Origin of the sequence: Polyangium fumosum, assembly GCF_005144585.1 — a bacterium.
GTDB lineage: Bacteria > Myxococcota_A > Polyangia > Polyangiales > Polyangiaceae > Polyangium > Polyangium fumosum.
In genome coordinates this window covers 1-26369 of record NZ_SSMQ01000018.1, presented here as the reverse complement: position 1 = coordinate 26369, position 26369 = coordinate 1, and the positions used below count along the sequence as shown (strand labels likewise).

At 68.7% G+C, this 26369-nt stretch carries 22 protein-coding genes; 15 read left to right on the top strand and 7 right to left on the bottom strand.

The window, feature by feature from the left end; all coding sequences use genetic code 11:
• Window positions 1–4 precede the first annotated feature (4 nt).
• The 7 genes from E8A74_RS18650 to E8A74_RS18620 all read left to right on the top strand — a co-directional run bounded on the left by E8A74_RS18650 (window position 5) and on the right by E8A74_RS18620 (window position 6432).
• Window positions 5–583, top strand: coding sequence for a hypothetical protein (locus tag E8A74_RS18650; RefSeq protein WP_136930383.1), 579 nt, complete (start codon window positions 5–7; stop codon window positions 581–583).
• Window positions 571–1128 carry a hypothetical protein gene (locus E8A74_RS18645; RefSeq protein WP_136930382.1) on the top strand — a complete coding sequence of 186 codons (558 nt, stop codon included), beginning with the start codon at window positions 571–573 and terminating at the stop codon, window positions 1126–1128. Before E8A74_RS18650 ends, E8A74_RS18645 begins: the two co-directional genes overlap by 13 nt.
• An 11-nt stretch (window positions 1129–1139) precedes the next feature.
• Window positions 1140–2177 carry an RNA polymerase sigma factor gene (locus tag E8A74_RS18640; protein ID WP_136930381.1) on the top strand — a complete coding sequence of 346 codons (1038 nt, stop codon included), beginning with the start codon at window positions 1140–1142 and terminating at the stop codon, window positions 2175–2177.
• 297 nt (window positions 2178–2474) lie between these two features.
• Entirely contained in the window at window positions 2475–2801 is a 327-nt protein-coding gene (locus E8A74_RS18635) for a hypothetical protein (protein WP_170229218.1), read from the top strand.
• Window positions 2802–2846: 45 nt separating this feature from the next.
• Window positions 2847–3155, top strand: a complete 309-nt coding sequence (locus E8A74_RS18630; protein WP_136930379.1) for a DUF6968 family protein — start codon at window positions 2847–2849, stop codon at window positions 3153–3155.
• A gap of 131 nt (window positions 3156–3286) precedes the next feature.
• A complete protein-coding gene (locus E8A74_RS18625; protein ID WP_136930378.1) occupies window positions 3287–4387 on the top strand; it encodes a hypothetical protein in 1101 nt (366 codons plus the stop codon).
• Window positions 4387–6432 (top strand): TonB-dependent receptor plug domain-containing protein, encoded by a 2046-nt coding sequence (locus tag E8A74_RS18620; protein WP_232379641.1) that lies wholly within the window; start codon window positions 4387–4389, stop codon window positions 6430–6432. Before E8A74_RS18625 ends, E8A74_RS18620 begins: the two co-directional genes overlap by 1 nt.
• On the opposite strand, the gene E8A74_RS18615 is transcribed toward E8A74_RS18620, so the two are convergent.
• From E8A74_RS18615 to E8A74_RS18600, 4 genes are read right to left on the bottom strand one after another with little or no spacing between them, the layout of a single operon-like run.
• A complete protein-coding gene (locus tag E8A74_RS18615) occupies window positions 6429–6833 on the bottom strand; it encodes a GFA family protein (protein WP_136930377.1) in 405 nt (134 codons plus the stop codon). The genes E8A74_RS18620 and E8A74_RS18615 overlap by 4 nt on opposite strands.
• A complete protein-coding gene (locus E8A74_RS18610) occupies window positions 6830–8635 on the bottom strand; it encodes a fatty acyl-AMP ligase (protein ID WP_136930376.1) in 1806 nt (601 codons plus the stop codon). The genes E8A74_RS18615 and E8A74_RS18610 overlap by 4 nt, the downstream gene beginning before the upstream one ends.
• Window positions 8632–8898, bottom strand: a complete 267-nt coding sequence (locus E8A74_RS18605; RefSeq protein WP_136930375.1) for an acyl carrier protein — start codon at window positions 8896–8898, stop codon at window positions 8632–8634. The genes E8A74_RS18610 and E8A74_RS18605 overlap by 4 nt, the downstream gene beginning before the upstream one ends.
• Before the next feature lie 10 nt (window positions 8899–8908).
• Window positions 8909–9811: an ABC transporter substrate-binding protein gene (locus tag E8A74_RS18600; RefSeq protein ID WP_136930374.1), complete on the bottom strand. Its 903-nt coding sequence runs from the start codon at window positions 9809–9811 to the stop codon at window positions 8909–8911.
• Between the two features lie 100 nt (window positions 9812–9911).
• Here E8A74_RS18600 and E8A74_RS18595 point away from each other — a divergent pair, with 100 nt between their 5' ends.
• A complete protein-coding gene (locus E8A74_RS18595; protein WP_136930373.1) occupies window positions 9912–11084 on the top strand; it encodes a peptide-N-glycosidase F-related protein in 1173 nt (390 codons plus the stop codon).
• 17 nt (window positions 11085–11101) lie between these two features.
• On the top strand, window positions 11102–12154 hold the full coding sequence (locus E8A74_RS18590) for a Ca2+-dependent phosphoinositide-specific phospholipase C (protein WP_136930372.1): 1053 nt from the start codon (window positions 11102–11104) through the stop codon (window positions 12152–12154).
• A gap of 6 nt (window positions 12155–12160) precedes the next feature.
• On the opposite strand, the gene E8A74_RS18585 is transcribed toward E8A74_RS18590, so the two are convergent.
• Window positions 12161–13882 carry a rhomboid family intramembrane serine protease gene (locus E8A74_RS18585; RefSeq protein WP_170229217.1) on the bottom strand — a complete coding sequence of 574 codons (1722 nt, stop codon included), beginning with the start codon at window positions 13880–13882 and terminating at the stop codon, window positions 12161–12163.
• Between the two features lie 127 nt (window positions 13883–14009).
• Between E8A74_RS18585 and E8A74_RS18580 the strand changes: the two genes are divergently transcribed.
• The 4 genes from E8A74_RS18580 (at window position 14010) to E8A74_RS18565 (ending at window position 20046) form a co-directional block, all read left to right on the top strand.
• Window positions 14010–15458, top strand: coding sequence for an MFS transporter (locus tag E8A74_RS18580; RefSeq protein WP_136930370.1), 1449 nt, complete (start codon window positions 14010–14012; stop codon window positions 15456–15458).
• Between the two features lie 194 nt (window positions 15459–15652).
• On the top strand, window positions 15653–16720 hold the full coding sequence (locus tag E8A74_RS18575) for a hypothetical protein (protein WP_170229216.1): 1068 nt from the start codon (window positions 15653–15655) through the stop codon (window positions 16718–16720).
• Between the two features lie 321 nt (window positions 16721–17041).
• A complete protein-coding gene (locus E8A74_RS18570; RefSeq protein ID WP_136930368.1) occupies window positions 17042–18466 on the top strand; it encodes a hypothetical protein in 1425 nt (474 codons plus the stop codon).
• A 164-nt stretch (window positions 18467–18630) separates the two neighbouring features.
• Window positions 18631–20046, top strand: coding sequence for a serine/threonine-protein kinase (locus E8A74_RS18565; protein ID WP_136930367.1), 1416 nt, complete (start codon window positions 18631–18633; stop codon window positions 20044–20046).
• 6 nt (window positions 20047–20052) lie between these two features.
• On the opposite strand, the gene E8A74_RS18560 is transcribed toward E8A74_RS18565, so the two are convergent.
• On the bottom strand, window positions 20053–20631 hold the full coding sequence (locus tag E8A74_RS18560; RefSeq protein WP_136930366.1) for a hypothetical protein: 579 nt from the start codon (window positions 20629–20631) through the stop codon (window positions 20053–20055).
• 91 nt (window positions 20632–20722) lie between these two features.
• On the opposite strand from E8A74_RS18560, the gene priA reads away from it, so the two are divergent.
• Window positions 20723–22993, top strand: coding sequence for a replication restart helicase PriA (priA, locus tag E8A74_RS18555; RefSeq protein ID WP_136930365.1), 2271 nt, complete (start codon window positions 20723–20725; stop codon window positions 22991–22993).
• Here the strand turns inward: priA and E8A74_RS18550 are convergent, their stop codons facing one another.
• On the bottom strand, window positions 22994–25213 hold the full coding sequence (locus tag E8A74_RS18550; protein WP_170229215.1) for an OmpA family protein: 2220 nt from the start codon (window positions 25211–25213) through the stop codon (window positions 22994–22996).
• Window positions 25214–25922: 709 nt separating this feature from the next.
• Between E8A74_RS18550 and E8A74_RS18545 the strand changes: the two genes are divergently transcribed.
• Window positions 25923–26246, top strand: a complete 324-nt coding sequence (locus E8A74_RS18545; RefSeq protein WP_136930363.1) for a hypothetical protein — start codon at window positions 25923–25925, stop codon at window positions 26244–26246.
• The last annotated feature ends 123 nt before the right edge of the window (window positions 26247–26369 follow it).

The window sequence follows — 26369 nt, the reverse complement described above, 5'->3', positions numbered from 1 at the left end:
AGAGATGCACAAGGATCGGCATGTGCTGGTCAAGCTGGGTGCGGTTCTCGTGTTTGCCGCCTGCGTGGTGGCGAGCGCTTGTGGGCAAGGGGAAGGTGTCATTGAGGTCATCGTCCCCCCCGACGGCGAGGGGGGTGAAGGGGGTAGCACCCCCGACGCCGGCACCGACGGCGGCGAGAAAGAGGACGCAGGCCCGAGTAGCAGCAACTGCGATTTTACCTGTGACGGCGACTGCGTGCCCTTCCACCCCGGCGACAGCTCCTACCCCGTCCTCGTCTGGATCGGCCCGAACGACGGCACCGCGCCGGATTGCCCCGACAACGCGCCCGTCGAGCAATTCGTCTGGTACACGGACCTCGTCCTTCCACCCAAACACTGCGGCCCGTGCTCCTGCGGTCCCTCGGACGGCACCTGTTCCCTCCCCGAGACGATCACCGCCCACGCCGCCCCCTGCACGCCGCCCGAAGGCACCGCCGCGACGCCGAATGATCCCCCCGCGGCGTGGGATGGCACCTGCGCCGCAGACCATGCCATCGCCGGGACCTCTCTTGCGGCGCGGGAACGCCCTGCGTGCAATCCGTGACGATCGGGCCGCTCGGCAAACAAGACATCGGCTGCGCCGCCCTCGACAAGACGGGCGCGACCACGACGGCCCCGCCCAAACCCTCTTGGAGCCGCATGGCCCGTGTGTGCGAGGGCAGCGCGTATGGCAAATGCGCGCCTGACGAGCATTGCGCCCCCAAGCCATCCGCCGACTTTCGGCAGTGCGTGTACCTGACGGGCCTGCACGCTTGCCCAGCCGAAGGGTACGTGGAGCAGTTCGTCCTTTACGAAGAATTCAAGGACGAACGCATTTGCACGGCCTGCACCTGCGGCGCGCCCCAGGGCAGCTCGTGTTCCTCGGAGATCTCCCTCTTCGCCGATGCGGCCTGCACCACGTCTCCTTGGATTGCCAGCGCAGGGTCGGATGGTCCGACCTGCCACGACGTCGCCTCCAAAGGCCGCGCGCTCGGCGCGAAGACGGCCGCTCCGCCCGTGTATCACGCCGGGTCCTGCGCTCCTGCGGGCGGTGACGTCGAGGGAGAGGTCGCGCTCGCAGGGCCCCGCACCCTTTGTTGTCTGGTTTGAGCGAGGTCGCCATGGACGAACGCGAATTCACGAGAGCCCTGGAGTCGCAACGGACCAAGCTGCAAGCTTGGCTCTCACGCCGGTTCCCCGCCGCCGATGTGCCCGACCTCGTGCAGGAGACGCTCCTCTCTTGCTGGAAGAAGCGCGAGGAATATGACCCTGCCAAAGAAATCGGGGGCTGGGTGCATTACCAGATGCGCACGGTGGCCTACGCCTATCAGAAGCGCGTCAGGGTACGCGAGCGGTTCGCGCTGCACCTCGACGAGGCCGATGTCGCCGCGTCCCCGTCGACCCCGGAGCGCGAAGCCTCGATACAAGAGACGGATTCGCTCCTCCACCAGATCCTCGATTCCCTGCCCACGCAGGAGCGGGAGATGGTCGCGGCGCGGTTCTTCGACGAGCTTTCGATTCGCGAAATCGCCACCTCGTTCGGCCGAACGGCGGACGCCGTCGACGCGGCCTTGCGGCGGGTCAACAAGAAGATGCGCGAGGCGCTTCAGCGCGTCGGCGTCGAGGACGCGCGGCGGGGCGTGGTGCTGCCGTTCCTCATCGAGAGGTCTGGTGGCGCGGAGGTCGAGGACGACACGCAAGGCGCGCGGCCGACGCCCGTCTCGACCTCCCTCCCGGCCGCCGCTCCGCCTGCAAGGCCCACCACGGACACATGGGGGCCATGGGCGCGCCGTTTCGCGGTCGCGGCCGGCGTCATCGCTCTTCTCCTTTTTCTGCTCTCGCGGAGGGACGCGCCCTGGGCGAACCACCTCGCGCTCGTGGTGCCCGACCTCCGGCCCGGTGGCGTGGTGCCGGTCGTGACCGAGCTCATGCAGTCGCGTCCGATGGTCGAGCCGCCGCCCTTCTGCCCCCCGTCGCCGCCGCCGCGCGCGCTCCCGTGCCCGGCGGACGACACGTACAAGAACGCAGGGCCGCGTTCGCTCGGGCGCGCCGCCGCGATCGCCCACGACCGCGGCGACAAGAAGAGCGTTGCCGAGGCGTGCCGCATGGCCGGTCCCGGCAACGTCTTCTGTCGCGAGCTCCAGAGCGTCCATCCGTAGGGCGCGCAGGCGCCGCGGGCCTCGATCCGAAAAAACACCGTGACCCGTCACGACGCGCGACGGATTTGCGTGCCTCGGGTGCAGTACGTAGCGAGCGGCGTGCGCGCGGACCGTTTCGGGCTGCAGCGCGCTTTGCTGTTGTTCGGAGAAACCACGCCTGGACGGCGGCGCCGGGTTGGCTTGCTCTTTTCTGGGCGAGCACGCCGTCCGACGCCGTCGTCCAGGCGTGGTCATTCGTCAGGTCCCATGAAAACGCGACCCCTTCCAGAACCCGACCCGCGCCTCCCGACGGAAATCATGCTCACGAGCGACGGCGGGCTCTTCGTTGCCCTTCCCGAGGAAAAGCCTGCCTCGTACGCCGGGCGCGAGATCTTCGTCGGCTACGCGCTTCGTCCGCGTGAAGTGGCCGCTCGCGGCAGGGCGGCGCTGCTCCTGTGGGGCACCGAGGTGCTTCTCGGCATTGGCAGCGACGGCCGCATTTACGTGACCGAGGAGGCGATGCCCGGGAAGGGTGGACGCAAGGTGTTTCGCGGATTCCGGGCGACCGACGAGGAGCGGGCGCATATCGTCGCGGAGCTGCATCGAATGGTATTCAATCTGGTCGGCGGCGTCCCGAGGGCGTGATCCGGCGTACGCCAAGTGCATCGTCGACTGCGAGCAGGAAAAACGATGCTAGTCATCGCTGAACGTGAATACGAATTCGTGTTCGACGACGCCCGGCCATCGGAAAAGGTATGGCTCCGCGTCGGGGCGCCCGAAGAAAAGGACGCCTCGAAATGGGTCCTCCCCTTCGAGATCATCGGTCCCGGGCAGCGTCGCATGGAGCGCGTTTTTTCCGCCGTGGATGCCGTGCAATCGCTACAGTGGGGCCTCCAGATGATCGCCCTGGAGCTCCGGTCCCTGCAAAGCAGCGCGAGGGGCAAGCTCCACTTCCTCGACGAGGAGAGCCTCGGGTTCGACCCTCTGAACATCCCGTGACCGCTCCCGTGGACAGGAGCCTCCGTCCCCGCCGCCCCCGCACCCCCGGGGCCTCTGCCTTCCGTCCGGGCGTCCAAGATCCTGCGACCGCGTTGCGCGTCGCCCCCTCACGTGATGCAATCCGCCCCGCCATGAGCGACGTCGAAAGTCGGCTGAGCAGCGCCATCTCCGCGGTCCGCTCCTACCTGGAGGCCAAGCTCCTCGGGGAGGCCGTCGTTGCCTCCGAGAAGGCGATGGAGATCGCGCACGAGCTCGGCCGAGAGCATCCGCGGTACGTCGAGGCCGCGCGCATCGCCGCCCTCGCCTACGCGCTCGACAACAACGCCGGCATGTCGGCGCGCTACCAGCGCCTCGCCATCGCCAGCGCCGAGCGACAGCCGACGTATCCGAAGGATCGGCTCGGGTCGCTGCACTTCGATCTCGCACGCGCCGAGCTCGATCGCGGCCGGCAAGAGGAGGCCTCCGCCGAGCTCGAAGCCGCCATCCCCCTGCTCTGCGAGAACCGCACGGATCGAGACGCCGAGGCGCGGCAGGCCATGTTCCTGCGCGTCGCGCTGTGCATGGTCGCGGGGGATCCGAAGGAGGAGATGGACGCGCTCGTGGGGCGCCTCGGCACGTGGCTCGAGCCCGTCTTCGAAGATCCCGAGGCGACGGCCGACACGAAGGCGCTCGCCGAGCACGACATGGTCACGGCGCTCTGCTCCTCGGCGCGGCTCAAGATCGCGCAGCGGCGCTGGGACCGGACCGAGGCGGCGTTGCTCGAAGCGTTCGAGCGCGCCGAGCGGCACATGCTCACGGCGGATCGGCCGAACCCGCACCTGCTCGGCCTCGTGAGCGAGGTCTACAAGGAGATGCGCCGCGCCTCGAAGGACGAGAGCGCGGCGATCCGCACGCGCGCCGAGTCGTTGCTCGGGCCCGCGGCCGAGCGGGCCGAGCGGCTCTTCTGGGCGCAGCTTCGCGTCGTCGTGGTGGACGCGCAGAAGAGCCTCGGCTGGTCGGAGAGGCAGATCGCGCGGCTGCTCGAACCCGCGCTGCACGAGGGGGATCTCGCGGCGGATCTGAACCGCCATCCGCTGCTGCATGGGCTCACGGAGGTGCTCGGTCGGCATGCGGCGAAGGGCACGCATCTGCGGGAGCAGGGGCCGGACGAGCTGCGCCACGTGATGCGCGGAGACAAGACGCTGGCCGCCGCGATCGACGTGATGGAGGCGGCCGGCCTTTCGGATGTTTGATGGGTGAAGCTCTCCGGCGCGCCGGGCTCGGCCTCGCGCTCGCCACGTCTCTGGCCGCCGCGCCTGCGCGCGCGGAAGCACCCCCGTCCGCGGAGCCTGCGCCGCCGGAAGCGTCCGCGCTTGCGCCCGCGGAGCCCGCGCCTGCGGAGCCTTCGCCCGAGCCGCCCCCGGAGCCGCCTCCGCCGCAGCCGATCGAGGTGACCGTCGAGGGCGACAAGGCGCCGGCTGGGTCGGTCTCGCTCAAGCGCCGGGACATCCGGGAGATGCCGGGCGTGCTCGGCGATCCGTACCGCGCGATCGAGGTGCAGCCGGGCGTGACGCCGACGGCGAGCGGATTGCCCTATTATTACATTCGCGGCGCGCCGCCCGGCAACATCGGGTTTTTCTACGACGGCGTGCGCGTGCCGCTGCTCTTTCACGTGGGCGCGGGGCCGAGCGTGATTCCAGCGCCGCTCGTTTCACGCGTGACGCTGCACATGGGCCCGTATCCGGCCGACATCGGCCGTCTCGCGGGCGCGGCGGTCGAGGCCGAGGCGGCGCCCTTTCCGAATGAATGGAAGGGCGAGGGCGCATTCCGGTTCGTGGACGTGGGCGGCGTGGTCGAGGGGCCGATCGGCGACAAGACCACGGTCCTCGTCGGCGGGCATTATGCGTTTGGCGGGCATATTCTTGCCGCGCTGATCGACAACGTCGAGTTCGGGTACGGCGATTACCAGGCCCGCGTGAGCCGCCGCGTCGGGGAGCGAGGCCGGCTCACGGCGCTCGCGTTCGGGGCGTGGGATTATCTGGCGACGACGACGACGGGCGACGCGAGCGGGGAGAAAGACGTCCTGCTCGACGCAGATTTTCACCGGCTGGATTTCCGGTACGATCATGAATTCGATTCGGGGGCGAAGCTGCGCGCGGCGGTGATGCTCGGCCTCGATCGGTCGAGGCAGGTCGGCGCGGAGAGCGCGACCAACTGGAAGATGGGGGCGCGCCTGCGCGGCTCGAAGCCGATCGGCGGGGGAAAGGCGCTCCTCCGCGGCGGGCTCGATCTGATGGTCGATCGATACGACATCGTGCACAAGGAGCCGTGCGACATCGCCCTCGAAGAATGCGCCTCGGGGCCGCTCGGCGAGCTCGACGAGGCGTTCCGCGCGCTTTTCCCGAGCCGCTGGGATACGGCTGTGGGCGCGTGGGCGGACGCGCTCGTGGTCCTCTCGGATCGGGCGACGATCACGCCCGGTCTGCGCGTCGACCATTACACGTCGATGGGGAACACGGCGCTCGCGATCGACCCGAAGATCACGGGCCGGTTCGGGGTTTCCGAGCGCGTGCGGATCGTCCCCTCGTTTGGCGTGGCCTCGCAGCTCCCCGGCTTCGCGCCCTTGCCGGCGCTGCAGATCGGGGCCATCACGGGTGGCCTCCAGCGGGCCTTGCAATCGAGCTTCGGCGCCGAGGTCAAGCTCTCGCCCATTCCGGTCGAAATCAGCGGGTCGCTCTTCCGTCAGGTGACGTTCAACCTGACGGACCCGATCGGCTCCGATCGTGGCACGAACCTCGGCACCGCCCGCTTCCTCTCGCGCAGCACGGGCGACGCATATGGGCTCGAGCTCTCGGCCCGCGGCGCATTACGCAAGGATCTGCTCTTCCTCGCCTCGTACACGCTTTCCCGGTCGACCCGCACGTCGAAGAGCGGCCTCACGACGCCCTCGGCGGTCGATCGGACACACGTCGCGCACGTGGCCTTGATGTACGACCTCGGCAAGGGCTGGAAGGCGGGCGTGCGGCACGTGTTTTACAGCGGGTTTCCCGCGCAGGAGGCGGGCAGCGGGGCCGTGGTGGAGGATCCGCCGCGGGTCCGGCCTTTTTATCGGCTCGATCTGCGGGTGTCGCGGCGGTGGAAGGTCGGCGAGACGGGGTTCGTCTCGCTCGTGCTCGACATGCAGAACGCGACGTTGAGCAAAGAGGTCTTCGACGTGACGTGTGCCCGCGGGATCTGTCAGCCGCGGCTGCTCGGGCCGATCACGATCCCGCAGCTCTCGGTGGAGGCGGGGTTCTAAAGGTATTTTGTTACGGCGGGCGGGTTCCACCAGTTGTTGTTTCGCCCGTCGTAATACGTGATGGGAGCCGCGGCGAGCTCCTCTGGGTCGACGTCGTCGAGGCAGGCCACGTTGATCGCGTAAAACGCGCCGCCGAGCTGCTCCATCGATCCGGGCCCGAACGGCGCCACGCCGCACGTCTTGCAGAAGCGGTGGTGCATGCTCTTCGAGCCGAACTGATAATCGGCGAGCGCCGATTCGTCCGTGAGCAGGCGGAACGCGTCGGGCTTCGCGATCGTGCCCCACCACCGGATCTTCGCGCAATACGTGCAATTGCACCGACCCGTGCCCGCCGAGAGGTCGATGTCCGCCTCGAAGCGGACCGCGCCGCAGTGGCAGCTCCCCTTGTAGGTCTTCTTCATTCGTCGCTCTTTCCGAAGAGCCGGTGCCGGAAGTATCCGATCTGGCTCTTCGCGATCTCTTTCACGAGATCGAGTTTGTCCACCTCGCGTGCGCTCGTCCTTCCGAGGAGCTCTCCGGATTCGTACAGTTCACGGGTCCTCGCGCGCTGGAGTTTGCCGCTCGACGTTTTCGGCAAGACGCCCGGCGCGAGCGGCACGACGTCGTCGACGGTCAGGCCCACGGTCTGCTGCACGGCCTTGCGCACGTCGGCTTCGAGCCGCTTCTTCGTGGCCTCGTCCTTCTCGCCCGTCTCGAACGCGATGACCACGCGCTCGCGATCGGAGGGGCCCTTCATCGTGCCGAACGCAATGACGTTGCCCTTGCGCACGCCCTCGACCTGGCTCGCCTCCCACTCGATGTCCTGCGGGTAGTAGTTGCGGCCGTTGACGATCACGACCTCCTTCGAGCGCCCGCAGATGTAGACCTTCCCCTCTGCGATGTACCCGAGGTCGCCCGTGCGCAAGAAGCCACCCGCGAACGAGCGCTTCGTGACCTCCGGATCGTTCCAGTAGCCTTGCATCACGCTCGGCCCGCGGATGCGCAGCTCGCCGACCTCGCGCTCGGGCAAGGGGCGCGCGCTCTCCGTGTCGTCGGGCGCGAACGTCTTGATTTCGTGCTCCTCGAAGGCCGCGCCGCACTCGACGATGCCCGAGGCGCGCGGCGAGCCTTCCGCCGCGGGTTCGGCGTGGCCCTTCGCCCAGAGCGTCTCGCCGTCGACGACGTCGGCCCGCACGCCTGTCCAGATCTTGCTGAACGAGACCGCGAGCGTCGACTCGGCCATGCCGTAGCAGCACACGAACGCGCGCTCGTCGAAGCCGATGCGGGAAAACTTCTCCGCGAAGGCGCGGAGGTTGTCGGCGCGGATGGGCTCGGCGCCGCACCCCGCGATGCGCCAGCTCGAGAGATCGAGCCCCTCCATCTCGCTCTCCTTGATGCGCTTCACCGCGAGCGCGTAGGCGAAATTGGGGCCGAACGAGATCGAGCCCTTGTACTTCGAGATCGACTCGAGCCAGCGCGCCGGGCGCTTCAGGAAGAGCAGCGGCGGCAGGAAGGTGATCTGGTTGCGGTGGTAGATCGGCGCGATCACGAAGCCGATGAGCCCCATGTCGTGGTAGAGCGGCAGCCACGAGACGCCGTGATCGACGCCGTCCTGGATGCTCAGGCCCACGGGCATGATCGCGTGCACGTTCGCGGCGAGGTTTCGGTGCGTGAGCGTCACGCCCTTCGGCCGCGCGGTCGAGCCGCTCGTGAACTGCAGGAAGCAGACGTCGTCGAGGTCGATCTTCTCGGGCCGTAGTTTGTCGCTCGCCGTGCGCACGCCCTCGACCGCCACGACCTTTTCGAGCCCGGGCGCCTGGGCCTGGATCGTGCCGAGGATCTTCTTGATCTCGCTGCTCGTGAGCAGCACACGCGCGCCGCTCTTCGCCACGATGTGCAGCGTGTTTTCGAGGTAACCCGAGAGCTTGCCGAGGCCCGTGGGCGGGTAGATCGGCACCGGGATGATGCCCGCCCGCACGGCGCCCAGGAACGCGAACACGAAATCGGCGTTGTCGGGGAGGATCAGCGCGATGCGATCGCCTTTGCGCAGGCCCATCGCCTGCATCGCGCCGCCGAAACGAGCGCTCATCCGTTCCACGTCGACGTACGAGTGGAAGGGCGCGACGTCGGGCGACTCTTCGAGGAAACGGTACCCCGTGCTGCTGCCGCTCGCCGCCGCGTCCTCGATGGCCTGCGCGACGGTGCGGGGCGGAGGCGCGCTCATCCTTGGAGCCTTCCGTCGCCTTCGAGGCGCGTGAGGACCGCAGTCGCGACGTCGCCGATCGTGTTGATCTCGCGGAGCGCCTCGTCGGGGATCGTGAGCTTGAAGGTGTCTTCGAGGTCCGCGAGCACCTCCATGACGCCGAGCGAATCGATGCCGAGGTCGGCGACGATGTGGCTCGTCTCGCTCACCTCGATCTCGGTCTGCTTGTGCTGACGGAACACCTTGAGCAGCTCTTCGTGGACGGTTTCCCGATTCCAAGTCATGGGGCGCTTCCTACTCCAATTCGTTGCCGTTCACCAGACGCCTGAGCCGATCGAAGCCCTCGACGCTGCGCGCGCCGTACCACATGAGGTCCTTGCCGTTGCAGAGGAGCACGCGGCCCGTCTTCGCGGCGGGGATGTCGAGCTTGCGGAAGACGTCGGCGTCGGCCTCCGTGAACGCATGCGGCTCGTCGGGCAAGAGGACCACCTCGGGCTGCCGCGCGACGACCTCGTCCAGCGTGACCCGTGGATATCGCGTGTCCCGGCTGCCCACGCGTTCGGGCGGGAGCGGCGCGGCTTTGCCGAGATCCGCCGCGAGCGGGTAGCGGCGCCGCCGGTCTGCGAAGATGTTTTGCGCACCAACGAGATCCATCATGTCGGAGATGAACGTCTCCTCGTGCACGGTCATGAGCGGATCCATCCAGATGGGGACGAACGCGCGGACGGGGACGCGCTCGCCGCGGTGCTTCTCGGCTTCGCGGTGCGCGTGGTAGGCCGATGCGAGGAGCGCGCGGGCCGTGTCGTCGCGTTCGAGCCCGAGCGCGAGGGCGAGGCGAGCGAGGTGCGCGATTCCGTCGGCGACGCGCCTCGGGAACGAGACGAAGACGGCGACGCCGGCCGCGTCGAGGCGCTCGATCTGCGAGCGGGTGTTCTCTTCCTGGTTCGCGATCACGAGGTCGGGTTCGAGCGCGAGGAGCTTGTCGACGTCGACGTCTTTCGTGCCGCCGACGTCCTCGATCGTCTCGACTTCGCCCTCGGGCGCGATGCAAAAGCGGGTTCTCCCGACCAGGCGGTCTTTGGCGCCGAGCCGGATGACCGAGTAGGTATCGCTCGGGACGAGCGAGACGACGCGCCTCGGCGGGGCTGTGAAAATATGACGGCGTTGTCTGTCGTCCTGGACCTTGATGATTTTCATCGGCTCGGCTCTTTAGCGCCGGCAGCGCAGATGGGGGAGGGGGGATTGTGGCTGGCGGCCGGGTTCGACCTTGCGGTACGCTCGCCCGTGGAGGTGTTTGATGAGGAACGTGCCGTCCGTGCGCGTGGGCTGGGCTGCTTTGCTTGGCGCGCTTTTGCTTGTGGGGTGCGGGGATGGCTCGGGCAGCCAGGGCGGCGCAGGCGGGCAAGGCGCGAGCGGCGGCTCGGGCGGCAGCGGCGGCGGCGGCGGCCAGGGCGGCGGCGGAGGCCCCTCCTACGCGGATCCGTACACGATCGCCGCATTCGACGACACGCGCATCACGAGCGACGGAAACCAGCCGAATTTCCAGACGGTGTTCACGGACATCGATTTCAAGGACGGCCCGTTCGCGAGCGCAAAGCTCGTCGTCGACCTCGCGAGCACCTGTTATCCGTTCGACAAGTGGGTCGACAACCCGCCGCCCGCCGGGCAGAACTGGCCGGCCGATTGCGACGCGTTCGATCGCAATTTCGACATCTCGATCGATGATCCGATGGATCCGGCGACGGAGCCGCCGGGGCTCGAGCTGATGCACGCGATCACGCCGTTCGGCGGGCCGCTGCACCTCGAAATCGACGTCACGGACGTGGCGAACGGCCTGCCGGGCGCGCACCGGATGCGCGCGCACATCACGACCTATTCGGATGGCGCGGGCATGGTCTCGGGGTCGAACGGCGGCTGGAACGTGACGGCGAAGCTCGAAATGGTGCCGGGCGCGCCGCCGCGGAACGTGCTCGCGGTCAAATCGCTCTATTACGGGTCGCAGACGACGGTGGAGGGGCCGGGCGCGCTCGACTTCGAGGCGCCCGAGGGCGCGGTGGCGGGCAAGATGGAGTTCCGCACGAGCGGGCACGGAGGCGGCAGCGCCGGGTCGGGTTGCATCGGGCCCGCCGAGGAGTTCTGCAACCGCACGCATACGGTCTCGATCGACGGCGCGGTGATCGACACGTGGAAGCCCTGGCGGACGGACTGCAAGGAGCTTTGTACGGAGACGACGCACACCTGGCCGAGCGGAAACAGTTTTACGTATTGCCTCGAAAACCCCTGCGGCGCCATTTCGAGCGTGAAGGCCCCGCGGGCGAACTGGTGCCCGGGGAGCATGACGGCGCCGAAGGTGTGGGAGACACCCGAGCTCGGAAAACCCGGGACGCATTCGTTCCAGTGGGTGATCAACACGGTCGCGTCGGGCGGGAACTGGGCCGCGAGCGCCACGTATTTCGCCTACGGACCTTGAGCCAAAAGGTGTCTCCGATGTCTCTCTGCTTTCGGGCGGCGCTGGGCCTCGTCCTCGCCGCCGCGCTCGTCGGGTGCGGCGGCGGGGGGGATCCCGCGGAGGTCAAACCCCCGGATCCGCCGCCGAAGTTCGATTATCCGCTCGACGACGTGCTCAGGCTGCACCACCTGCAGACGAAATCGACGCACAACAGCTACCACATCGAGACCGAAGGCAACACCGTCGGCGAGTGGCGCTACACGCACGCGCCGCTCGACGTGCAGCTCGGCGCGCAGGGCGTACGGCACGTCGAGCTGGATCTGCGGTACAACTTCGATCTCGAAGCGTTCGAGGTGTATCACCTGCCGGTCCTCGATGAGCAGACGACGTGCAGGAAGCTCACGGATTGCCTGCGGGTCTTGAAAGACTGGTCCGACGCGCATCGGGCGCACCACCCGATCGTCGTGCAATTCGAGATCAAGGATGCCGTGCCGGCCGACGAGGCCGGGGCGGAGACGTATTTCGCCGCCTTGCACGAGGAGATCCTCCGCGTTTGGCCGGACGATCGGATCCTCGTGCCGGACGAGGTCCAGGGCGACGCGGCCACGCTGCGGGAAGCGGTCCTCTCCAAGGGCTGGCCGACGCTCGGAGAGGTCCGCGGGCACGTGCTCTTCACGCTGGACGACGCCGGTGATGCGCGGAGAGCGTACACGAAAAACCATACGAGCCTCGCGGGCCGGATCCTCTTCGCGAACGCCTCCCCCGCGGATCCGTGGGCCGCGATCGCGATCCTCAACAACCCCCTCGGCGAGGCGTCCGTCATCGCCGAGGCGCTCGCCGCGAACATGCTCGTGCGCACGCGCGCCGACGGGGACCCGGGCGCGGTGATCGAGACGGGCAGCACGGTCGAGCGAGAAGCTGCGATCGCGAGCGGCGCGCAGTTCGTCTCGACGGACTTCCCCGCGAAGGTCCCGGCGGCCGAGTACTGGGTCGAGATCCCAGACGGCGCGCCGTCGCGATGCAACCCGGTGACGGCGCCGAGCGCGTGCAGCGCCGAGGCGATCGAGGATCCGAAATTCGTGGGACCCTGAAGCCCCTCAGCGCTCCTCGAACGACGCCACGACCTTCTCTTCGATCGCCTTCCACCCCTCGGGCCGCCGGCCCTTGCGCGCGTACCCGCGCACGATGAGCTCGCGTGAGCCCACGACGACGAAGTACGTGCGCAGCGTGAACGACTCGCCGCCGATCGGCATCTCGTGCTCGACGAGCACCGCTTTCCGCGCGCCCACGGTCTCGATCCGCGCCTTGTCGAGGCGCACCGCCTTGTCGGGCGCGGTCTTGTCCGCCGCGACGCGCATCTCCTCGACGAACGCGTCGAGCTGCTCGGCGAGCGGCGCCGGCTCCAGGTCCACCGCGATGATCTCGACGAGCACGGGAGACGCGTCGAGGTCACCGAACGTGAGCACCTGAAGGCCGTCGCGGTCCTCCTTCCCGGCCATCTTCGCGAGCGGCGCGGGCATCTCCACGGACAAACCCAGGCCCGGCAGCGACGTGCGGGTCATCGCGGGCGGGTTCTTCATCGCCCACGGTCCGCCGAGCGCCACGCCCGCGCCGATCGAGGCGAGCATCGCCGCGCCCACGATCATCGAGGCGAGCGAGAGCAACGGGCGCGGGCGGGGCTCCACGTCGCCTTCGTCGATGCGCTCCTCGACGGGCTTGAGCCCGCGGCCGAGCAGCAGCGCCGTGGCCAGAAAGCCCACGATGCCGCCGCCGAAATGCGCGAGGTAATCCACGCCGGGGAAGAAGCTGATGAGGATGTTCGGCACGAGCGGCCGCCACGCGCCTTGCTTGAGCCGCGTGATGAAGAGCGGCGGCAAGACGCCGCGCGGGAAGAGGACGATCGCGAGCACCGCCGTCATGAGGCCCCAGATCGCGCCCGACGCGCCGACGCTCCACTGCCCGCTGCCGAGCAGCGTCGTGGCGAGCGCGCCGCCGAGGCCGGAGAGGCCGTAGAGCACGAGGAAACGCCGCGAACCGAGGATCGGCTCGAGCATCACGCCGAGGCTCCAGAGCGCGACCATGTTCATCAAGAAATGCATCGGGCTCGCGTGGAGGAACGCCGAGGCGAAGATGCGCCACACGTCGCCGCTCTTCACCGCGTGCCCGCTCGTCGCGCCGAGCGCCACGAGCGCTTGCGTCGTCCCCATGCTCTGCCGCCAGAGCAACGTGAGCATGCCGAGCACTGCGCAGACCGCGATGATCCCGACCGTCACGGGGGTTCCGGCGCGCAGCCGCGACACCGCGCGACGATCGCGTTGCGCCAGGATCCGCCCCTTCACGAGCGCCTCTTCGAGCCGCTCGGGCGTCGGCGGCTCGGTCGCGCGGATCTGTTCGCTCGCGCGTTCGAGCAGCGCGAGCTTGGGCCCGGCCACGTGCGCGTACCGGCTCGCGTCGTCCACGTGGTGAAAGCCGAGCTTCGTCGCCGCCGCCTCGCTCGATGACGCGCGACGCAGCGCGTTCACGATCTCGGGACCCCCGCCGACCGCAGCGACGTGCATTGGCACCGGCGCTTGTTGCGTGGAGGCCACGATCTGCGCGAGCAGCTTCGGCAGCCGGTCCATCGCGTCACGATCCCGCGTGGGCAGGAGGAGGATCTGCGGCGGCGCGCTCGTCGTCACCACGTGGGACACGACGGGGCCGTGCTGGATGAGGCAGCTCTCCGGATCATCCGCGAAGATCGCGCCGAGGAGCCTGTCCCTGCGCACGACGCTCGGGTCTGTCGCGAGCTCCACCTCCTCGATCCTCTCCTCGGGCATCATGCGCCGCTCCTCGCCTCGCGTCGTTTCGTGGTGTCGGGGACGGCGCAGAGTTGCAGGCGTTTCGCGGAGCCGCAACGTGGCTTTACGCGTGCGGTCTTGGGGAAGGCTCGGGTAGGATGCGTGCGTCATGCCCGACTGGCTCAAGAACCTCCTGCCGATCGTGCTCTTGCTCGCGGCGATCGCCGTGGTCGTCAGCCGCTTGCCGAAGATCGACGTCGGCCACTCCGAGGCCTTCAAACGCAGGCGTTTCTTGAACTGGTTCCCCCTCGGGCTCACGTACGCGCTGCTCTACTTCGGTCGCTACAACCTCTCGGCGAACGCGTCGCTCCTGGAGAAGATCGGGCTCCTGACGAAGCAGGAGTACGGCGACATCGACGGCGTAGGCTCCATCCTTTACGGCGTGGCCTTCCTTCTCAACGGCCCGCTCACGGATCGATGGGGCGGCCGCGCGACGATCCTCATCGCGGCCGGCGGCTCGGCGCTCATGAACGCGCTGCTCGGCGTGGTCACGATGCGGGCGCAGGCGGGCCAGATGGAGCATGGGTCCGTCGTCACCGCGATGACCGTGCTCTTCGCGGCGAACATGTATTTCCAGAGCTTCGGCGCCGTCTCGATCGTCAAGGTCAATGCGCCCTGGTTCCACGTGCGCGAGCGCGGCGTGCTCGGCGGGGTCTTCGGCATCCTGATCTCGCTCGGCCTCTATTTCGCCTACGACTGGAGCCGCTTCATCGCGAAGGCCATGGGCATGACCGCGGCGTTCATGATCCCGGCGGCCCTGCTCGTCGGATTCTTGATCCTCGACGCCTTCATGATCCGCGATACGCCCGGACAAGCGGGTTTTGCCGATTTCGATACGGCCGACGCGTCGAGCGGCGACACGGGCGAGCAGGTCGGGCTCGCCGAGGTCGCGCGGAAGATGTTTTCCCAGAAGGTCATCTGGATCATCATCGCGATCGAGTTTTGCAGCGGCTTCCTCCGCAACGCCGTCATGAAATGGTACCTCGTCTTCGCCGACAAGACGGGATTCAAGGACGGGTTCGTCTCGGAGAACTGGGGCGTCTTGCTCTGCGTGGCCGGGATCCTCGGCGGCATCTTCGCGGGCCTCATCTCCGACCACGTCTTCGACTCGCGGCGCGGCCCGGTCGCGTCGGTCCTTTATGCGGGCCTGCTCGGGGGCACGGCCGTCACGCTCGTCGTGCTCGGCAGCCCCCTCACGGGCTGGGCCGTGGTTTTCATGTCGCTCTGCGTGATCGGCGTGCACGGCATGCTCTCCGGCACCGCGAGCATGGACTTCGGCGGCAAGAAGAACGCGGGCGTGGCGACGGGCATCATCGACGGATTCGTGTATCTCGGCACGGGCTTCCAGTCGCTCCTTTATGCCCGCATCCTGCCTTCGGGCGACGCCGCGAAGGATCCGGCGAGCTGGAAGCCATGGCCGATCGCCATGCTCCCGGTCGCCGTCGTGGGCTTCCTTCTCGCCACGCGCGTGTGGAACGCCAAGCCCAAGGCCGCCGCCGGGACGCCTGGGGCCGCCTCGAAAAAAGCCGAGTCCAAGCCGGAAACCGCGGCGGCTTGAGCGGATCGTGAGCGGTCGGGCCTCCGTGGGGCCGTCGCTACGGCCGGTGGACGGGTAGACACGGCCCCCGGGGGCGGGATCCTGCGAGCACCGCACTTTCGCCGAAAACGAAGCCCGGCACGGATCCTGATAGTACCGTGCCCGGAGGCTTCGTCATGCGTCTCGGTTCCGCTCTCGCTGCTCTTCTGATCGTCGTGTCCGCCGTCGGTTGCTCGAAGCGCGAGGCCCTCGTCAAAATCCCCAGCGTCGAGCCCTCCGCCGTCGTGTTGCCCGCTCCCGCGCCCGCGCCCTCGGCGCCTGGTACCGAAAAAGCGCCCGGAATGCCGGGCGACATCGATCCCAGCCTTTTTGCACACGTCCTCGTCGAGCACGGGAAGACGTACGTCGTCCTCGACGCCAGCCCGGACGTCGATCGCTGGGCCCAGGGCGCGCCGACCCTCGTCTCCGACGAATCTCCCGTCGTCACGCGCCGCGAAATCGTGCCCACCACGCTCCCGGCGTCGCTCGTCCGGCGCATCGGGACACCGGTCCGCCTCTATGGCCCTCCGGGCGCCGTGTGCGAGGGCAAGCTCGGCCCGATCAGCCTGATCAGCCGGGTGGAGCCGGAGTACAACGTGCGTCAGCAATGGAAGGGCGAGGATTACGACGGGACGCCGATCCCGCCCGCGAATGCCGAGCAGATCGCCGAGGAGGCGTGGAGCATGGCCGAGGGCGGCCGTTCGCTCGTCGCGGAACTCGGCGACGTGCAGGGCGATTGCAAGGACGCGATGTTCGCTCGGGATCGGGATTTCCCCCTGGCGCGCCCGTTTACGGTGAAGGACGCGCCGACCGCGCTCGCGACGCGCGCCGCCGCGGAGATGCGAAACCTCGCGGGGTATGCCGAGATCGACGAGGCGTACCAGGGCTCGGGCATTCAGACGCCCGACGTCCCCTGGGAGCAGCACAACGGCGCGACCCCCACCGTAAAGGTATTTTCGGGCGAGGGCGCGACGTACGTGTGGCTCGACGCCGACGCCGGCGAGGTTTGCAGCGAGTTCCGCGGGAAACTCACGGCGCTCTGGAAGCTCGAAGGCGGGTCCACCAAGGACGCCCGATTCGTGAAGCTATACGAGGGCGCGGACGACTTCCTCCCGAGCACCCTCGTCCACCTCGATCGTGACGGGTCGCCCTCGTTGCTCGGCTACCAATCGGTCCTTCGCAAGGGCCCGAGCGGCTTCGCGGTCCGCAGCGTCTCGGTCCCCTACTTCCTCTGCCCCTGCTGACGTCCGGCGAGCCTGCCCACGCCGCGCCTCCGCCCATCCTTCTCGCCCCCCGCCCGCCCTTCCCTGGCTCGTCAGCATCGCGACGGCTCCCCTCGTCAAGACCGTAACGATCCCCCGCCCCCGCTCCCGACCCCGGCGCCGTTTTCGCGGCAAAACACGTGGATCGTGGCTCCTTCGAGCTAGGTACGGTTCCTGCCTTGGTTCTGTCGGTCCTCCTCCCCCTGTCATTGACGCCGGGGGCCAGGTGTGAGACGCAACCGAGTCCCTCGGGGCGTCGGCACCGGCGGCGAGGGCGCTCGGTAGATCGTGGAGAAGCACGGCATGAAGCATCGTCTCGGGATCGTCTTTGCCCTCGGCGTGGGGCTCTTCGGGCAGGCCTCGGCGCTGGCGCAGCCGGCACCGGCCACGGGCGCGGATCAGGCCGACGCGCCCGCGCCGCCTCCCTCCCCGAACCCGGACGCGCCGCCTCCGCCTCCGCCTCCGGGGGAGCCGACCGGGACGCCCGAGCCGCCGCCGCCCGTCGCGCTCCCGCCTTATCTCACCGGCAACACCACGACTCCGCTCAACCCGCCGCCGCCTCCGCCGCCGGCCCCGGGTCAGGCGACGACGCTCACGCCGCCCGGGCCCGGCGCGGATGCGGGCGTGACGCCCAAGACGGCCCCGGCGCGCGTGCGGTGGCGCGGCACGAACTTCAACTTTGGTACGAACGCGACGACGACGGCGCTCGGGCTCGGTCGTGACAACATCGGCAGCGAGGGCGAGCAGGTCTCGATGGGCTTCGGCCTCGTGCTGAACTACTTCGTCCTCGAGCCGAAGCTCGCCGACGGCACGCCGCGCGGGTATTCGTTCCGCGTGCAGACGGCGCCCGGCTTCGACGTCGAGCTGACGAACAGCGATTTCACCTCGACGAAGCGCGAGCCGCTCTTCCGCGACCTGCCCATTCAGGGCATTTTCTCGAAGCCGCTCTGGAAGAGCGCGAACGAGGAATGGGGGCTCAGCATGGCGGCGAACGGCACCGTCCTTTTGCCGACGTCGAAGCTCTCGTACGATCGTGGGGTCTACGTGACGACCTCGCCGCGCGTGTCGCTCTTCGGGCAGATCCCGCTGCGGGGCAAGGACGCGGAGTTCTTGAAGAACTTCCTCGTCGGTGCGAGCGTGCGCTGGGATCACCAGTTCACGCGGGCGACGGTCCCGACGAACCCGGACATCCAGCGGCCGCGGCAGACGCTCCAGGGGACCGTGTCGATGTCGGACCAGCTCACGGGTGGCTCGATCGACACGAACAGCTTGCGCACCGGCGCGTTCCTCTTCTTCGATGAGAAGCTCTTCGACCACACGCTCTGGATTTTCGTGAGCGGCGGTCTCCAGTATTCGTTCCTCAACCAGCCCCAGGTGAGCGAGTGCGTGTCGATCTCGACGGGGTGCGTCGACCCGACCCGCGTCGAGAGCCCCACGACGACGCGGTACACGACGAGCTTCGGCGTTGGCGTGAGCTATTTCCCCGCCGCGGAGTGGGGTTTTTCGATCGATTACGGCAACGCCAGTACGCAGATTGGCCTCAACGGCAAGCGGCGCAATCCCTTGTATGGCCCCGACGCCACGCTCAGCGCGAGCCTCATTCTCTCGCTCGACGCCATTTACGAGCGCTTGACGGGTCCGGCGCGCGACGAGCCGTTCATCGTCTTCGGCAGCAACAAGAACACCCGCGGCGTGCCGCAGTCGGCCCGGCGCGAAGTCCTGTTTTAGTCCCGAGGGGGACGCCTCGCGTCCCCCTCTCGTCCGGGCAAAGCCCGGCCGATTCACCCCCCGAGGCGAGCTCGCTGCGCGACCTCGCAGGGCGCCTATCAGGCGCTCCCTCCTCCCGCGGTTTCTTGGCCCGTCCCCCGGCCCTCTGGCATGGGGGACGTGTCGTGACCGCCGCGCTCGCTGCCCAACCGACCCCTACGCCCCCGCCCTCCGCCGTTCCGTCCTCGCGCCGGAAGCAGCGCGCGAGCCGGCGGCTGCCCTGCAAGCTCGGCCCGTATACGCTCTTCGAGCGGATCGGCTACGGCGGCATGGCGAACGTGTATCTCGCCCGCCAGAAGACCGAGCGCGGCGGGCATCGCCTCTGCGTCATCAAGGAGGTCCTGCCCGAGCTCGCGCACGACGCGCGTATGGCGGAGATGCTCGCCGAGGAGGCCCGGATCACGAGCCTGCTCCGCCACAAAAACGTCGTCGAGGTCCACGAGATCGGGCGTGACGGCGAGAGCGTCTACCTCGCGATGGAGTACGTCGAGGGGTTCGATCTGCGCGAGCTCTTGCGTCGCGCCGCCGCGGCGAAGGTGCCCTTTCCGGTCGCATATTCGCTGATGCTCGTGGGCGACGTCCTGCGCGGCCTCGATTCCGCGCATCGATGGAAGGACGAGGCCGGCGCGCCGCTCGGGATCGTGCATCGCGACGTTTCGCCGGCGAACGTGCTCGTGAGCTTCGAGGGAGAGGTCAAGCTCTGCGATTTCGGGATCGCGCAGGCGGGCACGGTGAGCGGCGTGGACACGGCGTTCCAGGGCAAAGCCGGCTACATGAGCCCGGAGCAGGCGCGGGGCGAGGCGCTCACCGCGACCTCGGATGTCTTCGCGGTCGGCATCATTCTATGGGAGCTGCTCGCGGGGAGGCGTCTTTACAAGGCGCAGCCCGGGGAGACATTGCTTCAAGCTTCGCGCCGGGCGGAGATCCCGGAGCTGCCGAGCCGGGGTTTGCCCGAGGAGGACGAGCTCTTCGGCATCGTGCGGCGCGCGCTCGCGACGGAGACGGACGAGCGATATCCCACGGCCGCGGCGATGCTGCGTGACCTCGAAGCCTACGCCGCGAAGACGCGGATGCTGGCGAGCTCGATCCAGTTCGGCGCGTGGCTCACGCAGCATTTCGGCAAGGAAGTGATCTCCGAGCGGCGGGGGCGGCAGCGCGCGATCGAGGCGATCGAGCGCGGCCCGGTCGCGGTGATCACGCCGATCGGCAAGCGCGCGCGGCCGGCGAACGGCAATGCGGTCGAGAAAAACGCGAACCACACGCCGACGCCGCCCACGCAGCGCGTGGTGCCGCGAAAGGAATCGGTCGTGGAGGCCCCGCCGAGCGGCGTGCGGCAGACGCGGTCGCTCGATCCGGCGGAGCGGGAGAAGCGGCTCGCGAAGAAGCGGCGCAAGGCGCTGAAAGCGCAGGGGCAGAGCAGCGCGCCGGTGAAGGTCGTGCCGCGCGAGGCGTCGGAGGGCGGGTATGCCGGGGCGATTCTGCTACTCGCGGCGGCGATGGTAGCGGGGCTCGTGATGCTCCAGCTCACGGCGGGCGGCTGACGCGAATCACTCGTCGTCGGGGAACAGGTCGCGGGCCCAGTTGCCGAGGGGATCGGGCCGGCCGAGCATGGTACGCGTGTCCAAGTTGACGTCCTTGTCTCTGAGGTCGCGCCGGACCGCGATGCAATCACCGGCGCGGGCGTGCGCTGCCGCGACTCGACCTTTCTCGCAGAAATACACACGCTCCTGACAATGGCCGCAGAAGCGCACCGTCGGGTCCTCCGTCGGCGCGAGCGTCTCCCAGCGCGCCGAGCATACGAAGCTGAATCGGATGCGCGGCCGCTCGGCCCGCGCGTCGCCGCAGTTCAGGACCATGTCGCGGCGGAGCAGCCGTAGCAGGTCGTAGCTGAGCAGGCGCGAGAGCTCACCGTAACGCGCGTGGATCGCCGCATCATTCGTGGCGCGCCCGTGGAGCGCGACTTCGAGCCGCAACCACTCCGCGCGTTCGGGGTCGCGTGGATCGAGCCGCGCCGCATAGGCGAGGCGCTTCTCGTCGTCGAGCGTGCCATTCATCGCTTCGATCAGGAAGGGACGCTCTTCCTCGTCACGCAGGTAATCAAAGAGTCCACGCTGCGCTCGCGTCATGCCGCCGAGGTTATCACGATCCGCGCATGGACGGGCCCGCTCGTCCTCCTGGGTGCACGACCCCCGAAAACCTGATACCTCTCCGGCATCCATGCCCCTCCTCTGCGAGGTCGCCGTCCCCGTCCCGCTCGCTCGGGCCTTCTCCTACGAGGTCCCGCTCGCGCTCGCCGCCTCGGTTCGTCCGGGCGCGCGGGTGCTCGTCGAGTTCGGTCGAAAGAAGGTCCTCGGCGTGGTCCTCGCGACGTCCGAGGGCGCGGCGCCCGAGGGCGTGCGGCTCAAGCCCATCACGGCGGTCGTTGATCCCGAGCCGGTCCTGCCGCCGGAGCTGCTCTCGTTTTTGCGTGAGCTCTCGTCGTATTATTTCGCGCCGATCGGTGAGGTGCTCCGGCTCGCGCTGCCGGCCGTCGAGCGCGAGGACGTGCGCGTGCTCGAAGCGCAGGGCGAGCTGCCGGGCACGCTCTCGCGCGTGAAGCAGGTGGGCGGGCGCAAGATTGCGTATGCGCGGCCGACGGATGTGGTGGAGGAGCCGGGGGTGTTGCGCGGGCAGGCCGCGTCGGTGCTGGCGCTCTTGCGGTCGAACGGGGAGATGCCGATCGCGCGGCTCGAAGAGAAATTCGGCAATGCGCGGGCCGCGGTGAAAAAGCTCGCCTCGCTCGGGCTCGTGGTGACCGAGGAGCGGGAGCCGCCGCGGGATGCGTTTTTCGTGAGGCCCGAGCCACGCGACGAGCCGCCGGAGTTGAACGAGGCGCAAAGCGCAGCCGAGGCGCGCATCGAGGCGGCCCTCGCGGAAGCAAAGTCGTCGGCGTTTTTGCTTTTCGGCGTCACGGGGTCCGGGAAAACCGAGGTGTATCTGCGGGCGATCGCGGGTTGCCTCGCGCGGGGGCGGGGCGCGATCGTGATGGTGCCCGAAATCGCGCTCACGCCGCAGCTCGTGGCGCGGTTCCGGGCGCGGTTCGGCGATGATCTCGCCGTCTTGCACAGCGGTTTGTCGGAGGCGGACCGGCACGCGATGTGGAAACGCGTGCGGACGGGGGCGGTGCGCGTGGCGATCGGGGCGCGCTCCGCGATCTTCGCGCCCGTCGCGAACCTCGGGCTCATCCTCGTGGACGAGGAGCACGACGGCTCGTTCAAGCAGGAGGAGGGCGTGCGGTATCACGCCCGCGACATGGCCTTGCTGCGGGCGCACCGCGCCGCGGCCGTCGCCGTGCTCGGATCGGCGACGCCCTCGCTCGAATCGGTGCACCTCGTGCGCCAGGGCAAGCTTACCGAATTGCGCCTGCCCGATCGCGCGCACCGGGAGGCGACGTTGCCCGAGGTGACGACCGTCGATCTGCGGCGGATCGGGCCGGGGGCGACGGGGAACAAGCTCATTTCGTTGCCGCTCCACCGCGCCATCGAAAAGACGCTCGCGGCGGGGGAGCAGGTGATCCTGTTCCTCAATCGTCGCGGGTTCGCGCCGAGCGTCGTGTGCGAGTCGTGCGGGCACGTGGCGACGTGCCTCGCTTGCTCGGTGGCGCTCACGTTCCACCGGGCGCGGGGCGGGCGCATGCGGTGCCATTATTGCGACTGGGAAGGGCCGATGCCCGCGGCGTGCTCGGAATGCAGGGCGCCCTCGCTCGCGCTCGAAGGGCTCGGGACCGAGCGGCTGGAGGAGACGATCGCGGAGGCGTTCCCCACGGCGCGCGTCGCGCGGCTCGACCGGGACGTGGCCGACGGCGCGAAGGCGGAGGCGATCCTCGCAAAAATGAGGGCCGGCGAGATCGACGTGCTCGTGGGCACGCAAATGGTCACGAAGGGGCACGACCTCGGCAACGTGACGCTCGTCGGCGTGCTCAATGCGGACGCGGCGCTCTCGCTCCCGGATTTTCGGGCATCGGAGCGTGGGTTTCAGCTCCTCGTGCAGGTCGCGGGGCGCGCGGGGAGGCGGGATCGTCCGGGCCGGGTGATCATCCAGACGCGAAACCCCGAGCAGCCTGCGGTGCAATTCGCGAAGCGGCACGACGTGAACGCGTTCCTGGAGCACGAGCTCGCCGATCGGGCGGAGGTCGGGTATCCGCCCTTCTCGCGATTGTCGCTCTTCCGGGTCGACGCGCTCGACGAGGAGGCGGCGCGGCGCGCGGCGGGCGTGATCGCGGCGCACGCGAAGACCTCGCCGGAAGGACAATCGCGCGTGGTCGAGGTCCTCGGCCCCGCGGCGGCGCCGCTCGCGCGCCTGCGAGGCCGGTATCGATTCCGTGTTCTTTTGCGCTCCAAGGATCGCCGCGCGCTCCGGGCCGCGACCGCGGTGGCGGCGGCGGCGATCCCGGAGCTCGATCGGCGCGTCCGGGTCGTGGTGGACGTCGATCCCGTGGCGATGCTCTGATCAGGGTTTTCCGCCGCCCGCCTTCGCGTCCTCCTCGATGACGAGGTCACGCACGGCGTCGTCGAGTTCGGCGCGGGCGATGGCCGCGTCGTCGCTGCGCTGGGTGATCTTCACGGCCAGCTCGTCGCCGGCCTTCGTCACGCTTTCGAGCCGTTCGAGCAGCATCTTGCGGAGCTTGTCGGCCTGGGGTGTCTTTTCGATCGCCTTCACGTTCTCGCGGAGCTCCACGGCGCGATCGGTCGCCTCCTGCCGCTTTTCGCGCAATCGACCGAGCTCGTCGCTCGCGGCGCCGAGGGCGCGGCGGAGCTCGACGATGCGGGCCATTCGTTTCTGCGTGCCCTCGGGGAGCGCCGAGCCTTTCAGGTAGAGCGCGAGCCGCTCGCCGTCGGCCGTGAGGACGAGCCATTGCCGCTCGACGGGGCGCGCCTCCTCGATGGCGATTTTCGTCGGCTTGTGCGGCGTGAGCGCGACGCGGATGAGGTAAGCGTCGGGGGTCTTTTCGGTGCCCTCGGGCAGCACGACCGGCTCGTAGCCGAATGTCCTCGGGTGCCGGAGCACGAGCGTGTTCGGCACGTTGTGGCCGGGCTCGATGTCGTAGGTGGTCACGAGCCGCTGCCGGTCCGTGACACGCAGGACGCCGCGCGCGAGGGCCACGATGCGCACGGGTTCGTCGAGCGAGATCCGGGCTTGCGAGACGCGCGTCGAATCGTCGATGGCGTAGGGAATGGTCGAGCGTTCGCCCGGGAGCAGGCGCGTGATCACGCCCTCGCCGACGAACGTGCCACCCGAAAAAATCGAGACCGAGCCGGGTTGCAGGCCGATGTCGCTCTTGTTTTCGATCTCGGCCGCGCGGAAAGGATGCGTCGAGCTTTGCGGCGCCGCGGGGTCGGGGCGATAGAGGAGCACGTCGTCGCCGTTCATCGGACGATTGATGAGCGTGATCAGCGCCGACGACTTTTTCGCGAGGGTGACGGGATTCGCGATCTCGTACCGATAACTCCCGCTCGAAGCGTCGATGCGACCCGCGCCCTCGGGCACGCGCGCGAGGGATTGCGGCGTGATGGTCGTGGTCGTCGGCGCGCGGAACTTCGGATCCTCGCGCGGGCCCTGCTCGGCGATGTGGAACGCGACGCGCCGGTTCTTCGCGCGCCCGGGCTCCGTCGCATTGCTGTCGACGGGCCGGTCGGCCGCATAGGAGCGCATCGAGAGCCGGGACGAGGACACGCCCCGCTTGACGAGCGCGGCGCGAATGGCCGAGGCGCGGCGCGCCGAGAGCTCGGTCGGGTTTTGCTCGTCGGTCGAGGTGTGGCCCTCGATTTCGAGGAGCATGATCGACGGGTTTTGCTGGAGCACCTGCGCGACTTCGTCGAGGATCGGCAGGCTCGCCGGCTTCACGGCGTCCGAGCCCTTGTCGAAGAAGAGCTGCGCGAGGATCTTGATCTCTCTCAGGGCCAAGGTGACGTGCGAGGGGCAGCCGGCGCGCGCGGGATCGGTATGCACGGTGCCGCGCTCGTTGGGACAAGCGTCCTCGCGATCGGGGACGCCGTCCGCGTCCGTGTCGCGGGCGGCGACGTTCTCGGCGAGGACGGGGCCCACGACGCCGCCCTGCGGGCCGTAAATGCCCTTGAGCTCGGGACGCTCGATCATCGTGGGCGAGCGGAGATCGGAGCTGTACGAGAGCGGCGCGCCCGTGGCGAGCGTGACGCGCACGTCGTTCCAGTCCTCGTCGCCCACGTTGTCGATGAGCGCCCAGGCTTGCAGGAGCGCGCGGCGGTCCTTTTGCTCCTTCGTCGGGAGAATGATGCGATACGTGGCTTTCCAGGCGGCCGTGGGGACGGCGTACGCAATGGAGACGGGGCGCGACGGGCGCGGGGAGAAGACGAGCTCGAGCTCGGTCGCCTCCTCGGGCGAGGCGCCGCGGCCCGATCGCGGCAAATGCGCGCTGACGGTCGAGGGCGTCTCGTTCGGGCCGAGCCCCTCCTCGACGACGACCACGCTCTTCAGGACGTCGTCGACTTCCCGCTCGCGGAACCGGAGCGCGAGTTTGTCAGAGGACATCTCCCCGGTGCGCTCGAAGTAGCCGAGGCCATTCTGGTAGAGGACGACATGGCGTAAGCGCAGGCCCTTCGAGGGGCCGTGGGCGAGCGGCGTGGTGCAGGCGGAGAGAAGGAGAAGAGGGGCGAACAGGAGCGCCCGTAATGACAGCGAGGGAGCGCGCATGGGCCGGAAGCCTACTACGAATTCGAAGTCTTTCGGGATCAAAAGACGGTTTTCAAACGGAGCGGCCCGCCCTATAACCGCCCGGCTCATGCAGGATCCGCTGCCTCCCGCCGTGCTCGTCTCCCTGCGCTCCCGGCGTGAAGCTCTGCTGGAAGAGGCGCGCCGGGACCTCGAAGGCTCTGCTCAGCGAGGAGAGACGAACGCCCCCGGTTCGAGCCTCGTGGTCGGGTCGTGCTCACGGGCCTCGGGCCGTCCGCGGCCCACACGCTGGTGGAGCTCCATTGGGAGCTCGGCAGCATCACGACGAAAGCGACATTGCGGGATGGGCTCGCGGCGGCGCGGAAGCTCGCGCGAGCAGGGTGCTGTAAACTTGCTGCGCGCCCTGGATCGTCGCGAGGACCCGAGCGCCCCAGCACCGAAATCACCCGCCGCGCCTTCCCCGCCTCGCCCAGGTGGAGGAGGTCTCGCCGCTCACGCACCGCGTGTGGAGCGACGGCATCACGCCGAGGCGCTGCAGGCTGCGGCATGCACGCAATGATGGCAAGCGCCAGCAGATGTCGGGCTTGGCCCTGTTCCCCGAACGGCTCTACCGAAGCGAATCTGCCTGTTCGTCGGTGAAACCGGCGCTTCGCGCCGACGAAATCCCTATGGCATGCGCCATGCAATCGCTCATGGCAAGCGGCACCCGCCGCAAGAAAGGATGCTTGTCATGTTGAACAAGTCACGCATTGCAGCCGCCTGCCTCCTCTTTGGCATCGTGCTCTCGACGGGATGCCTCATGCAGAGCGACCCTCCTCTCGACAGCGACGAGGCCGCGAACGCGGCGCTTCTCCCCGCTGCGTCGGAGATGCGGATGGACGAACCCGAGGAGGCGCGTACCCCTGCCGCCTCGGAGGCAGGACCGGGTGATGATGATGATACGGGGAAAGGCTGCTTCGATCCCGTATGCTATCGGGACTGCCAGAACAGTTGCTTGGGCTGCCCCGGCTGCCAGAGCGAATGCAGCGCTGCGTGCTGGAATTTCTGCTGCTAGGTGGCTGGTGTTGATCGCGAGCCCATCGACGACGGTCGATGGCCGCTCCTGTTCCCATGGCCGCCACGGTGCATATCGGACAGGCCACCTGACGGCTTATAACGGTTCGGTTCATCTTCTGTT

Coding starts and splice junctions, on each gene's coding strand:
- E8A74_RS18605 (WP_136930375.1), bottom strand. CDS start 8,898: ATGACTTGGAATCGGGAAACCGTCCACGAAGAGCTGCTCAAGGTGTTC.
- E8A74_RS18615 (WP_136930377.1), bottom strand. CDS start 6,833: ATGAAGAAGACCTACAAGGGGAGCTGCCACTGCGGCGCGGTCCGCTTC.
- E8A74_RS18625 (WP_136930378.1), top strand. CDS start 3,287: ATGAGCGACGTCGAAAGTCGGCTGAGCAGCGCCATCTCCGCGGTCCGC.
- priA (WP_136930365.1), top strand. CDS start 20,723: ATGCCCCTCCTCTGCGAGGTCGCCGTCCCCGTCCCGCTCGCTCGGGCC.
- E8A74_RS18580 (WP_136930370.1), top strand. CDS start 14,010: ATGCCCGACTGGCTCAAGAACCTCCTGCCGATCGTGCTCTTGCTCGCG.
- E8A74_RS18635 (WP_170229218.1), top strand. CDS start 2,475: ATGCTCACGAGCGACGGCGGGCTCTTCGTTGCCCTTCCCGAGGAAAAG.
- E8A74_RS18600 (WP_136930374.1), bottom strand. CDS start 9,811: ATGAAAATCATCAAGGTCCAGGACGACAGACAACGCCGTCATATTTTC.
- E8A74_RS18585 (WP_170229217.1), bottom strand. CDS start 13,882: ATGATGCCCGAGGAGAGGATCGAGGAGGTGGAGCTCGCGACAGACCCG.
- E8A74_RS18595 (WP_136930373.1), top strand. CDS start 9,912: ATGAGGAACGTGCCGTCCGTGCGCGTGGGCTGGGCTGCTTTGCTTGGC.
- E8A74_RS18620 (WP_232379641.1), top strand. CDS start 4,387: ATGGGTGAAGCTCTCCGGCGCGCCGGGCTCGGCCTCGCGCTCGCCACG.
- E8A74_RS18640 (WP_136930381.1), top strand. CDS start 1,140: ATGGACGAACGCGAATTCACGAGAGCCCTGGAGTCGCAACGGACCAAG.
- E8A74_RS18545 (WP_136930363.1), top strand. CDS start 25,923: ATGTTGAACAAGTCACGCATTGCAGCCGCCTGCCTCCTCTTTGGCATC.
- E8A74_RS18570 (WP_136930368.1), top strand. CDS start 17,042: ATGAAGCATCGTCTCGGGATCGTCTTTGCCCTCGGCGTGGGGCTCTTC.
- E8A74_RS18650 (WP_136930383.1), top strand. CDS start 5: ATGCACAAGGATCGGCATGTGCTGGTCAAGCTGGGTGCGGTTCTCGTG.
- E8A74_RS18550 (WP_170229215.1), bottom strand. CDS start 25,213: ATGCGCGCTCCCTCGCTGTCATTACGGGCGCTCCTGTTCGCCCCTCTT.
- E8A74_RS18610 (WP_136930376.1), bottom strand. CDS start 8,635: ATGAGCGCGCCTCCGCCCCGCACCGTCGCGCAGGCCATCGAGGACGCG.
- E8A74_RS18630 (WP_136930379.1), top strand. CDS start 2,847: ATGCTAGTCATCGCTGAACGTGAATACGAATTCGTGTTCGACGACGCC.
- E8A74_RS18560 (WP_136930366.1), bottom strand. CDS start 20,631: ATGACGCGAGCGCAGCGTGGACTCTTTGATTACCTGCGTGACGAGGAA.
- E8A74_RS18590 (WP_136930372.1), top strand. CDS start 11,102: ATGTCTCTCTGCTTTCGGGCGGCGCTGGGCCTCGTCCTCGCCGCCGCG.